Consider the following 11,562-nt stretch of genomic DNA (forward strand, 5'->3'; position numbering starts at 1 on the left):
ACTTAAGTCAAAGTTGTCGCTTGTCTATAAGCTACTACTTTGCCGTGCCCAATCAGAGGTGCTATGGCAGTCACTCCACAGTTTCAAGTCGATAAACTTAGCGTGCAGCTTGGTGGTAAAGCCATCTTAAAGGCACTCAGCTTTGCTATTAATTCGGGTGAATTTATTGGTTTGCTCGGACCGAATGGTGCTGGAAAGTCGACTTTGCTGCGCACTTTATATCAATACACAGCACCAAGCTCTGGGACGCTATTTTTCAACGGTAAGCCGCTAGCTAGTTATGGACGTAAGGCCTACGCGAGACATGTTGCTGTGGTGCTGCAAGACATCCCCGCTGAGTTTTCTCTGCCATTATTTGATATGGTATTGATGGGTCTAACACCGAACAAATCACTGCTCGCGACAACGACGGCTGCTGAAAAACAGGCAATCCTACATGCCATTGAGCAGGTTGGATTGAGCCATAAGTTGGAGCAATGTTTTAGCTCCTTGTCTGGCGGGGAGAGGCAAAGGGCAATGATCGCACGTGCCATGGTGCAAGCGCCTCAAGTATTGATAATGGATGAGCCCACCAGCCATTTGGACATTAAATATCAAATCCAAATTATGGAGCTGGCCAAACAGCTTGGTGTTACTATCATTGCGTCTTTTCACGACTTAAATTTGGCTAGCGCCTTGTGCGACCGCTTTTTAGTATTAAATAACGGTGAGCTGGTTGCAAATGGGTCGCCACTTGAAGTCATTAACGAAACCCTATTAAGCCAAGTTTTTGGGGTATGTGCAGAGGTTTCTACTGTCCGTCATCCGCCAAATAACGGTGAGATCCCACATATACGCTTTCATTACGGGTATCAGTTATGATTGCCGCAAAGCGGATCGCGTTGATCTCGATACTGCTATTGAGCTTATGCTGTTTTAGCATGCTGATGGCACTTAAGATCGGTGCGATTGATTTATCTTGGCATACGGTTATACAAGCGATTATTAATTTCGATCCCAACGTACTTCAACAACGGGTGGTAGTTGAACTTCGTCTGCCACGGACGTTACTGGCGATGAGTGCGGGAGCAGGACTGGCGATAGCGGGTCTTATTTTGCAAACCGTGACGCGTAACCCGCTAGCTGATCCTTATTTATTTGGTATTTCTTCAGGTGCTTCATTCGGTGTGGTGGTGCTTATTGCGCTATTTGGTGCACAGTCTAGCCTAATGATGTCTGGGGCTGCATTTGTCGGAAGTTTGCTGTCGATCATACTGCTTTTATTTGTAGCAAAGCGCAATGCACTACAGCAGGTGGAAACTATGCTCTTGGCGGGCGTCGCACTTTCTTTTCTGTTCAGTGCCTTTACCAGCTTGTTGCTTTATTGGAGTGACCCTCAAGCCATCAGTGCAATCTTGTTTTGGAATCTAGGCTCATTTGCAAGGGCGAGCTGGCAATGGCTATGGCTTCCATGTTTGGTCGTGTTGCTGAGTTTTATCACGCTTTTAGTGATGCGTCGGCCACTCAACGCCTTGTTGCTCGGAGATGAAAGCGCCACCACGCTTGGCGTGAATGTAGGACGAGTGCGAATAGGTATGTTGTTATTGAGTTCTTTACTCACCGCAGTACTTGTGGCTGCGTGCGGCGGAGTCGGATTTGTAGGCTTGATGATCCCGCATATCGTGCGCTTTTTTATCTCGCAAGCAAAGGTGATTGGGCTTGTGGCCACCGCGCTGTGCGGTTCGCTTTTGATGCTATGGGTGGATGTATTGTCGCGCACGCTTATCGATAATCAGGAACTTCCCGTGGGGGTGATCACCGCCGCCATTGGCAGCGTGTTCTTCTTAGCATTGCTTATTTTCAAAAATCGCCGCTCTGGAGGCATCGGAGTTACCCATGGTTAAACCGTTAGATACTCGCTTAAACACGCTTATTCAACAGCGCATTGACTTAAAAACCAAACCGCTAGGTGCGCTTGGTAAGCTTGAGGCTTTGGCCGCGCAGCTAGTACAGATCTTCTCACAAGGGCAGGCGCAATTAGACGTAGATCAGTTAGCAATAACACGCCCTGCAATGTTTGTTTTTGCGGGCGACCATGGTATTGCAAGTCAAGGTGTTTCTATTGCGCCAAGCGAAGTGACTGGGCAAATGGTTGCAAACTTTGTGCAGGGCGGTGCAGCGATCAACGTCTTTTGTCGACAACTTGGTTGGCAGTTAACCGTAGTAGATTGTGGCACATTAGTGCTATGTGAGCCTGCGCCGAATTTTCGCTCACAGCGACTTGGCGATATTACTCATGCCTTCCATAAACAGCCTGCGATGAGTGAAATGCAGCTCAAACAAGGACTTGAATATGGAGAGCAAGTGGTGATGTCCGCTATTGAAGCGGGTAGCAACGTGATTGCTTTTGGTGAAATGGGGATTGGCAACACCAGTTCTGCAGCTGCAATTTTAGCGGCGCTCAGCGGGGCGAGTGTGGAATTATGTGTGGGGCGCGGTACAGGCATTGACGATGAAACGCTTTGCAAAAAACGGGCACTTATCAAACAGGCTCTAGAATATCATCAAGATAAGCTTGCGACGCCAGAACAAATTTTACAGCGCCTAGGTGGCTTTGAAATTGTGCAAATGGTTGGTGCCATGCTGGCGGTTGCTCGTGCACAAAAAGTGATTATAGTGGATGGCTTCATCTCCACCGCAGCGGCTATGTTGGCAAGTAGAATAGCACCACATAGTAAGCAATATATGGTGTTTGCTCACGGCTCTATGGAGCAAGGCCATAAGTTAATGTTAGAGCAGTTAAACGCTGAGCCATTACTGTATTTAAATATGCGCTTGGGTGAGGGAACGGGCGCCGCTCTAGCGCTTCCATTATTACAAGCTGCGCTAGGCTTTTTTTGCGAAATGGCAAGCTTTGCCGATGCCCATGTTACGCAAGTGGTAGACGCATAATGCAGTGGCAACAAGAGTGGCGACTGTTTAAGCTTGCTGTGATGTTTTTAACGCGGGTGCCAATTCGTTTGGATCCTGCCCCTTCATCTGATGAACTTAACGAAGTGAGTGGTTACTTTGCTTTAGTTGGTTTATTTGTTGCTAGCTTCTCGGCCATACTTGGCTATGTTGCCGGTAGTAGTGTAGCGCCAATGTTCGGCGCCGTCGTTGCACTGGCTGTGAGTATTTTACTTACCGGGGCTTTTCACGAAGATGGTCTTGCCGATGTTTTTGACGGTTTTGGCGGTGGCTGGAGTCGTGAACAAAAGCTTGAGATCATGAAAGATAGCCGTCTTGGTACATATGGTAGTTGTGCGCTGATATTGCTGTTATTGGCCAAATTTTCGCTTTTGGCCATGCTCTTTAATGACTTTGCAGTGACACTCGCTGCACTTATTTTAGCCCATAGCCTCAGCCGTGCCTTTGCGGTGTCTTTAATCGGTGCACTTAACTATGTACAGGCTGATGAGCTGAGCAAAGTTAAGCCGGTAGCGAAACATCTATCAAGTGCTGCGGCGACTCGCCTTACGCTCACTACCATCGCGATTTTAATTTTCTGTTGGCCATGGCTTGCGCTTTCACTGTTCGACTTGCTGATGCTGTGTACTTGCTTATTTGTGTTAAGACTTGTGTGCATTAAATGGTTTAACGCTCAGCTTGGTGGTTACACCGGAGACTGTTTAGGGGCTGCGCAGCAACTTGCTGAGCTTGTTATTTTGCTTTTTATTGTGGGTCATCTCTAATGGCACAAATACAGTTAATACTGGGCGGTGCTCGCTCAGGCAAGAGTCGCTTGGCAGAGCAGCGCGCTATTCTATTGTTAGAGCAAGGTGCGGTGAACGAACTTTACTATGTTGCAACTGCAAAAGCTCAAGATGAAGAAATGAAAAGCCGAGTGTTTGCTCACCAGATGCAGCGCGATAGCCGCTGGCATCTAGTAGAAGAGCCATGGCATATTGATAAGCTTATTGCTACTGCACGCGAAGATACGCTGTTACTTATCGATTGTTTGACCTTATGGCTGAGTTTTGGCTTATGCGAAATGGGCAAAGCCGCGACCATAGACAAAAAAGAGCATTTGCTGGCGGCACTAGAAAGCTGCGTTGCCACTGTTATTTTGGTGAGTAATGAAGTGGGGCATGGGATAATCCCGCTTGGCGAGCTAAGCCGTGAGTTTGTTGATGAGTCTGGTTGGCTACATCAAGACATTGCTAAAGTGGCCGACAGAGTCGATTTTGTTATTGCAGGCTTGCCACAATGTTTAAAAGGTCAAGACGTATGAAAACCTTAATGGTACAGGGCACCACGTCTGATGCCGGTAAAAGTACACTGGTTGCGGGACTTTGCCGGGTGCTGCAACGAAGAGGCTTATCGGTTGCACCTTTTAAGCCGCAAAATATGGCACTAAATAGTGCCGTCACACCTTGCGGCGGTGAAATTGGTCGAGCACAAGCACTCCAAGCCGAAGCCGCAAAAGTCCCGCTATCCACAGACTTTAATCCAATTTTACTTAAGCCAAATTCCGACACTGGCGCACAAGTGATCATTCACGGCAAAGCCATTAGCAATATGGAAGCAGCCGCTTATCATGATTACAAAAAGGTAGCGCTGGACGCCGTACTTTCCTCACATCAACACCTCAGCGAACAATTTGAGCTGTGCATAGTGGAAGGGGCGGGGAGCCCTGCTGAGATCAATCTGCGTGAAAATGACATAGCCAATATGGGGTTTGCCTGTGAAGTTGCATGCCCCGTGATCATTATCGCTGATATCGACAAAGGCGGGGTGTTCGCACACTTGGTTGGCACACTTGCACTATTAAGCGACTATGAACAAAGCTTGGTGAAAGGGTTTGTGATCAATCGCTTCCGTGGTGATATTGCGTTATTGCAATCAGGACTTGACTGGCTCGAGCAAAAAACGGGTAAGCCTGTACTTGGGGTATTGCCCTATTTGCACGGCTTAGCGCTCGATGCAGAAGATGCGGTGACGGTGGACAATATCTGTGAACGGGGATCGTTAAGCGTTAGGGTTTTACTATTTCCTCATATTAGCAATCACACCGACTTTGACACCTTGCGCTTAAACCCTGAAGTGGATTTGCGTTATGTACGCTATCAAGAATCTATCGGTCCTTGTGACCTAATCATATTGCCTGGCAGTAAAAATGTGTTGAGCGATTTAACCTTCTTAAGCAAACAGGGTTGGGCAGAAGAAATCAAACGGCACCTGAGATATGGTGGTAAGGTACTAGGTGTGTGTGGCGGTTTGCAAATGTTAGGTAAGTTCATCAGAGATCCAAATGCGGTGGAATCAACACTCGGTGAAGTCGCTGGGCTTGGTCTGGCTGACTTTGAGACCACACTCTCAGAACAAAAAGTACTGACGCAAGTATCTGGCATTTGTCAATTGGATGAGCAAAGTGCTGAAATTTGTGGTTATGAGATCCATGCAGGGGTTTCTTCTGGAGCGGCACTAGAGGTGCCATTCTTGCGATTTAACACACATCCAAATAACAATGTGCAGGACGGTTTTATCTCCCGAGATAATCAAATTGCAGCCACCTATTTACATGGTTTATTTGATACGGTCGCCGCCACACAGGCTATCTTGTCTTGGGCCGGTAGTAAGCAAGCGGGCACTGCCGCGATTGATTTAGCGAAGCACAGAGAGCAGCAAATTACGCGTCTTGCCGACAGCTGTGAAGCACATTTAGATTGGCAAAAATTGATGAAAATAATTGAGGAATAACATGAGCGAACAACAAGATAAGCATCAGCAACGACAGCAAAAAGTAAAACAACAAGTCGATGAAAAAATTGCCGCAGCGCAGCAAGAGCAGGGCATTTTGCAAGTGATCACAGGTAACGGTAAAGGTAAGTCAACATCTGGTTTTGGCACCGTTGCGCGTTGTGTCGGTCATGGTATGAACGCAGCAGTTGTGCAGTTTATTAAAGGAACCTGGGATTGTGGTGAACGCAATCTGCTCGAAAAAGTCGGCGTACCATTTGCGGTCATGAAAACGGGCTTTACATGGGAAACGCAAAACCGTGAAACCGATACTGCCGCTGCACAGGCGACATGGCAGCAAGCAAAAGTATGGCTACAAGACGAAAGCATCGACTTGGTATTGCTCGATGAAATTACCTATATGTTGAGCTATGACTATCTAGATTTGGACGAAGTCATAACGGCGCTAGAAAACCGTCCTAGCATGCAGTCAGTGATTGTAACTGGACGCGGTGCACATCGACGCCTGACCGAGCTTGCAGATACCGTGAGTGAAGTGCGTAATGTGAAGCATGCGTTTGAGGCCGGCATTAAGGCGCAAAAAGGGTTTGACTACTGATGCTAAAATTCGCCTTATTTATTGTACTAGGCTTGGCCTTTAGCGTTAATGCTAAGCCCGCAGAGCGGATCATCGCGCTTGCGCCTCATATTGTCGAAAATTTGTATGTAATAGGAGCTGGGGAGCGGATTGTAGGCACGGTCGCCTATGCCGATTATCCAGAATCAGCCAAGCAACTGCCTCAAGTTGGCGACTATCAAGGCATTTCGGTTGAGAAAATTTTGGCACTTAAGCCTGATCTTATCATTGCGTGGAAAAATGCAAGTCACGTTCCTATGCTTGAAAAGCTCGAAAGCTTTGGTGTTGACGTGATTTATAGCGAAGCGAAATATCTAGATAAACTACCTGAGGAGTTGCTACGCCTAGGTAAAATTACTGGCCTTGGAGCTCAAGCACAGCAACAGGCTGATTTATTTACTAAACGTTTAAATGAACTAAAAGATCAGTATAAACAAAGCGCTAGCTTAGCTGTATTTTATCAATTGTGGCCATCACCGCTGATGACCGTAGGAGGCGAAAGTTGGCTACAGCAAGTCTTTACTGTGTGTAATGTGAAAAATGTTTTTGCTGACGCCACCACGGACTATCCACAAATTAGCATTGAAAATGTTCTGTTGAAAGCACCACAAGTGATAGTGATCCCTGAAGAAAAGACCAAAAAAGAGGTTAAATCAATAGCATGGCAGCAATGGCCTTCAATCCCAGCGGTAAAGCATCAACAAACCATTTCGGTAGATGCCGATCGGCTCCATCGTTATAGCTATCGTATGCTCGAGGGAATATCGGATTTATGTGGTAAACTCGACGTTTCTCGAAGCCATTATAATATGATGAAAAAAGGTGAAGCATGACAACGTGGAGTGACGTGTTAGGTCAGGAAAAACAACAAGATTACTTTAAACAAACCATGGATTACGTGGCAGAGCGTCGCGCTCAAGGTATAAATGTGTTTCCGCCCCATGAACAGGTATTTGAAGCGTTCAAAGTCACGCCTTTCGACCAGGTGAAAGTGGTAATTTTAGGGCAAGATCCCTACCACGGCCCCAATCAAGCCCATGGTCTATGTTTCTCTGTGTTGCCGGGGATTAAGCCGCCGCCGTCGTTAAATAATATGTATAAAGAGTTGGTGCAGGATATTGACGGCTTTCGCATACCTAATCACGGCTACCTAATTGACTGGGCTAAACAGGGCGTGCTGTTGTTAAATACGGTGTTGACAGTAGAACAAGGCCAAGCCCATTCACATAAGCATTTGGGCTGGGAGCGCTTTACAGATGTAGTGATTGAAAAGCTGAATGCTCACAGCGAAGGTGTTATTTTCTTGCTTTGGGGATCACACGCCCAGAAAAAGGGTAAGAGTATAGACACAAATCGTCACCATGTTTTACACGCACCACATCCTTCGCCGCTCTCCGCACATCGCGGTTTCTTTGGAAGTGGCCATTTCAGTAAAACCAATCAGTTGCTCACACAAATGGGTAAGCAGCCAATCGATTGGCGATTGGCCGAGCTATAGCAGATAGAAACCAAAAAGAGCGCCGTGAAGGGCGCTCTTTTTAGCTTAAATCAAATTCGTCTAAATCAACATTGTCTGCGAAAATATCTAATTCCTGTAGTTCTTTGCGTAGCCGCTGTTTATCTTTTAGCGCTTCAATTTCACGCCATTTTCTCTTTTTGCCCTTAGATGAAGTTTTTTTCCTAGTATCCGGACTTTCTAATAATTCTAATAACTCGTCTAGGGTATCCATGAAAATCTCCTATTGATAAAAACAACCTAAAGTGACATTTGCTTTGGTTGTTGTTAGTACTACAACTGCAATGACACCGTTGATTTCTTCATACTATTTGGCAAACCTCTACATGAGGAACCGATAAAAGTCTGATAGCTAAAGTACGTTACAAACAACCCCATGTTGCTTGCTTTTTGTACCAAAACCAGAAGGTAGCGGTATCAATTTTCACTTCAAGTGATATTGATATACCACAGACGGGATAAAAATAAAACACAATTGTGTCTTTTGGGTTAAAAGCAAGTGACAGTTTGATGAAAGTCAAAGAAGGTGTGGAGGAGAGTCTTAATGCAGAGTGTGGGGGAGGGTTTAAAGTTATAAGAAACGCCGCATTATGCGGCGCTTTGAATTCGAATGTTTAAGGCTCTTATAATGCTTTAAAGCGTGCAACTAGTGTTTCTTGCGCATCGGCAAATGAGCGGATACCCTCAGCTAGCTTTTCAGTGGCCATTGCATCTTGGTTATGTAACCAGCGGAACTCACTTTCGCTAAGCGCTGCAGGTTTTGCTTTAGGCTCAAAGTCAGCTTCAAGTAAGTAATCTTCGTTTGCAGGCATTGCAGCAAGCTCTTCTAATAAAGAAGGGCTAATCGTGAGCTTATCACAACCCGTTAGGGCTAGGATTTCACCTGTGTTTCTGAAGCTGGCGCCCATTACAACGGTTTTATAACCGTGCTGCTTATAGAATTCAAAAATACTACGAACAGATTGCACACCCGGGTCTTGTAGTGGGTCAGTTGGTTTTTCTAAGCCATTGGCAACGTGCCAATCTAGAATTCGACCAACAAATGGCGAAATTAAAAATACGTTTGCATCGGCACATGCACGCGCTTGCGCTTCGCTAAATAGTAGCGTTAGGTTACACTTAACACCTTCTCTTTCCAGTGTTTCAGCAGCTTTAATACCTTCCCAAGTCGATGCAATCTTAATCAAGATTTTGTCTTTGCTAACGCCTTGCGCTTCATATAAATTTAATAGCGTTTTTGCTTTTGCGATAGTCGCTTCGGTATCAAAAGATAGACGTGCGTCTACTTCGGTTGAGATATATCCCGGCACAGAGTTCGCGATTTCTTTACCAATCACAACGGCAAAATAGTCACAAGCAAGCGCTAATTGCTTGTCAGCGTCACTTTCATTGGCTTTGGCATAATCCCAAGCTTCTGTTAGATAAGGCTGATAAGCAGGCGTCTCTGCTGCTTTAAGTAAAAGAGAAGGGTTGGTCGTTGCATCCTCTGGCTGTAGCTTACGGATGGCTTCAATGTCACCGGTGTCAGCGACGATTGATGAATGTTGTTTTAGCCTATCTAATGCTGAAGTCATGTGTTCCTCATTCCAATATTGATAACAGCGAAGTGATATTAGACGCCTTATGTTGCAACACCATTAAATGGCTGAATAGGTCATATGTCCGTATCGGGCGACATATCACACTCGCTATTTAAGGTTATTGTTATATAAGGTCGAGTTGTAAAGCGAAGCTGTACTTTCTACAGCGAATTACTTAAACCCAAGTGAAAGCGGACAAACACTTGAAGTTACTTGGGGATAGTGTTGAAATTGACATTAATTACTAGCTAAGTCAATAGGCAAACCATGATCACAGTTATCTCTCCTGCGAAAAACCTAGACTATGAAACACCCGCACCAATCAAGACGCATACTCAGCCAGAGTTGCTGGAGCATAGCGAGTCACTTATTCAAGTTTGTCGTGAGTTATCTCCACAACAGATCGGCAGCTTAATGAAGATAAGCGACAAGCTCGCAGGCTTAAATGCGGCAAGGTTTGCCGAGTGGTCAAAGCCCTTTACACAAGACAATGCTAAACAAGCTATTTTTGCTTTTAATGGCGATGTATATGTCGGTTTAGAAGCGCAAAGCCTAACTGAGGCTGATTTAAATTATGCGCAAAATCATTTACGTATCTTATCTGGGCTGTATGGCATTCTAAAACCACTTGACTTAATGCAGGCCTATCGTTTAGAAATGGGTACAAAGTTAAGTAACCCGCGTGGCAAAAACCTATACGAGTTTTGGGGCACGATTATCGCCGAAAAACTGAATAAGGTCATGGAAGGGGCACAAACACAATACTTGGTGAACTTAGCTTCAAACGAGTACTTTAAAGCGGTAGATAAGAAAGCGTTAAAAGGCGAGATTATCACACCTATCTTTAAAGATTGTAAAAATGGTCAATACAAAGTCATCAGTTTTTACGCGAAAAAAGCGCGCGGTATGATGGCAAGGTATATCATTGAGAACCAAGTATCGGATTTGGAAAGCTTGAAAGCGTTTGATATTGCAGGATACCGCTTTAGCGAAGAAGCGACGCAAAAGGCCCAAGAACCGGTGTTTTTGAGAGACGAACAATGACAACAAAATTATGGGTAGCAACCGTGTTCGCCGCTGTGTTTGTTAGCGGCTGTAGTGGACATTTTACAACTAGAGTTAGTAATGTGCCGGTCGATTGCGAAGGCGATTCACGTTCGTGCTCGCATAGTTGCCGCAAAGATTACTCTGATCCGATGCAAGTGCAAAACTGTGAGGACCGCTGCTTCCAACAGCAAAATCAATGTCGAGTAGATAGACCGACAGAAGATAAATGGGAAATTACTGACGAAAAACCGACTTATCCCATTACCTTCTAATTCACTATGCTACGCGCCTTTGGGCAAACTCATGTAGGCGCGTACGACTCGATCTCTAAATGTTAAATCTTCTGCTTTTGCAGCCGTTCTGTATAGCTGGCAAAACCCTTCTGGCTTCCCTGTTTGTAATAAAATGTCATCTAAAGAATCGATGTCAGTTAGGGTCTGCCTCCAGCGTGATACTATGTTAGTGTCTGGCTCTGGTAGCTGGGAGAGGATTTGCTCAGATAGCTTAAATTCACTGTTGGTAGCGACTTTGATCATATCGTCATTAGCCGCGGCTAGCCAAGTAGCGCCTTTTGCGTTGACACAAATTAACGGTAAATAAGGTGCGATGGCTGGAAAGGCTGTGTTTTGAAACACATCCACTTGCCAATAAGATCGGGCAATCTTCACGAACTGCTCGAAACTGGTGATGGCTGAAAAGCCTGATTGTGCAATGGGCTTAATTTCAACTCTGGGCTTGTTTGCGTTCACGGTATCGTTTGCAGTATCTATATACCAATCTCCTACAAACATTGCATTTTGAAAGTATTCATCGCGCAGTGAACCCCATACCTTTGTGAGCTCGGCATTTTCTCTAAGCATGTAATTTCTGAGTACAGATAAACATTCTGAATTTTGTTTTAGTTCAGTTGTGACGAGTTTAAACATTTCATCGCGAATCTCTAAGCTGCGACCAAGCGGGTAGGGTTTATCTGAGAAATAGGGATACTTTGGCGCGAGTGTAAGATCGGCTTTGAGCCGAAGGTTTGCAAGTTCAAAAGCGAGTAAATCAATTTCCTGTTGTTTCAAAACAAAGCCACTGTG

The 11,562-nt window shown here is 45.3% G+C and carries 14 protein-coding genes; 11 read left to right on the top strand and 3 right to left on the bottom strand.

The genetic code is table 11. The annotated features are described in order from the left end of the window. The first annotated feature begins 63 nt into the window (after positions 1-63). Genes CWC29_RS02965 through ung form a run of 9 tightly spaced genes read left to right on the top strand, consistent with a single transcriptional unit; the run spans position 64 to position 7,835 of the window. Positions 64-861 (top strand): ABC transporter ATP-binding protein, encoded by a 798-nt coding sequence (locus tag CWC29_RS02965; RefSeq protein WP_138521616.1) that lies wholly within the window; start codon positions 64-66, stop codon positions 859-861. Beyond that, a complete protein-coding gene (locus CWC29_RS02970) occupies positions 858-1,883 on the top strand; it encodes a FecCD family ABC transporter permease (RefSeq protein WP_138521614.1) in 1,026 nt (341 codons plus the stop codon). Before CWC29_RS02965 ends, CWC29_RS02970 begins: the two co-directional genes overlap by 4 nt. Next, a complete protein-coding gene (cobT, locus tag CWC29_RS02975; RefSeq protein ID WP_138521612.1) occupies positions 1,876-2,931 on the top strand; it encodes a nicotinate-nucleotide--dimethylbenzimidazole phosphoribosyltransferase in 1,056 nt (351 codons plus the stop codon). The genes CWC29_RS02970 and cobT overlap by 8 nt, the downstream gene beginning before the upstream one ends. Continuing rightward, the gene (locus CWC29_RS02980; protein ID WP_128728473.1) at positions 2,931-3,713 is read left to right on the top strand and encodes an adenosylcobinamide-GDP ribazoletransferase; all 783 of its coding nucleotides are present in this window, start codon (positions 2,931-2,933) and stop codon (positions 3,711-3,713) included. The genes cobT and CWC29_RS02980 overlap by 1 nt, the downstream gene beginning before the upstream one ends. Further along, positions 3,713-4,252 carry a bifunctional adenosylcobinamide kinase/adenosylcobinamide-phosphate guanylyltransferase gene (gene cobU, locus CWC29_RS02985; protein ID WP_138521610.1) on the top strand — a complete coding sequence of 180 codons (540 nt, stop codon included), beginning with the start codon at positions 3,713-3,715 and terminating at the stop codon, positions 4,250-4,252. The genes CWC29_RS02980 and cobU overlap by 1 nt, the downstream gene beginning before the upstream one ends. Next, positions 4,249-5,721: a cobyric acid synthase gene (locus CWC29_RS02990; RefSeq protein ID WP_138521608.1), complete on the top strand. Its 1,473-nt coding sequence runs from the start codon at positions 4,249-4,251 to the stop codon at positions 5,719-5,721. Before cobU ends, CWC29_RS02990 begins: the two co-directional genes overlap by 4 nt. A gap of 1 nt (position 5,722) precedes the next feature. Further along, positions 5,723-6,319 carry a cob(I)yrinic acid a,c-diamide adenosyltransferase gene (gene cobO, locus CWC29_RS02995; RefSeq protein WP_128728470.1) on the top strand — a complete coding sequence of 199 codons (597 nt, stop codon included), beginning with the start codon at positions 5,723-5,725 and terminating at the stop codon, positions 6,317-6,319. Further along, positions 6,319-7,170, top strand: a complete 852-nt coding sequence (locus tag CWC29_RS03000; RefSeq protein WP_138521606.1) for a cobalamin-binding protein — start codon at positions 6,319-6,321, stop codon at positions 7,168-7,170. The genes cobO and CWC29_RS03000 overlap by 1 nt, the downstream gene beginning before the upstream one ends. Further along, positions 7,167-7,835, top strand: a complete 669-nt coding sequence (ung, locus tag CWC29_RS03005) for a uracil-DNA glycosylase (protein WP_128728468.1) — start codon at positions 7,167-7,169, stop codon at positions 7,833-7,835. The genes CWC29_RS03000 and ung overlap by 4 nt, the downstream gene beginning before the upstream one ends. Positions 7,836-7,875: 40 nt before the next feature. Here the strand turns inward: ung and CWC29_RS03010 are convergent, their stop codons facing one another. Together CWC29_RS03010 and tal are read right to left on the bottom strand one after the other, a co-directional pair. Further along, entirely contained in the window at positions 7,876-8,067 is a 192-nt protein-coding gene (locus CWC29_RS03010) for a DUF3545 family protein (protein ID WP_128728467.1), read from the bottom strand. A 409-nt stretch (positions 8,068-8,476) separates the two neighbouring features. Next, the gene (gene tal / locus CWC29_RS03015; RefSeq protein ID WP_138521604.1) at positions 8,477-9,427 is read right to left on the bottom strand and encodes a transaldolase; all 951 of its coding nucleotides are present in this window, start codon (positions 9,425-9,427) and stop codon (positions 8,477-8,479) included. A gap of 273 nt (positions 9,428-9,700) precedes the next feature. On the opposite strand from tal, the gene yaaA reads away from it, so the two are divergent. Beyond that, a complete protein-coding gene (yaaA, locus tag CWC29_RS03020) occupies positions 9,701-10,477 on the top strand; it encodes a peroxide stress protein YaaA (protein WP_128728465.1) in 777 nt (258 codons plus the stop codon). Continuing rightward, positions 10,474-10,752, top strand: a complete 279-nt coding sequence (locus CWC29_RS03025) for a hypothetical protein (protein WP_128728464.1) — start codon at positions 10,474-10,476, stop codon at positions 10,750-10,752. Before yaaA ends, CWC29_RS03025 begins: the two co-directional genes overlap by 4 nt. Positions 10,753-10,761: 9 nt before the next feature. On the opposite strand, the gene CWC29_RS03030 is transcribed toward CWC29_RS03025, so the two are convergent. Then, positions 10,762-11,547, bottom strand: a complete 786-nt coding sequence (locus tag CWC29_RS03030) for a hypothetical protein (RefSeq protein ID WP_138521602.1) — start codon at positions 11,545-11,547, stop codon at positions 10,762-10,764. Positions 11,548-11,562 lie beyond the last annotated feature (15 nt).

This window comes from Pseudoalteromonas galatheae (assembly GCF_005886105.2).
Lineage (GTDB): Bacteria > Pseudomonadota > Gammaproteobacteria > Enterobacterales > Alteromonadaceae > Pseudoalteromonas > Pseudoalteromonas galatheae.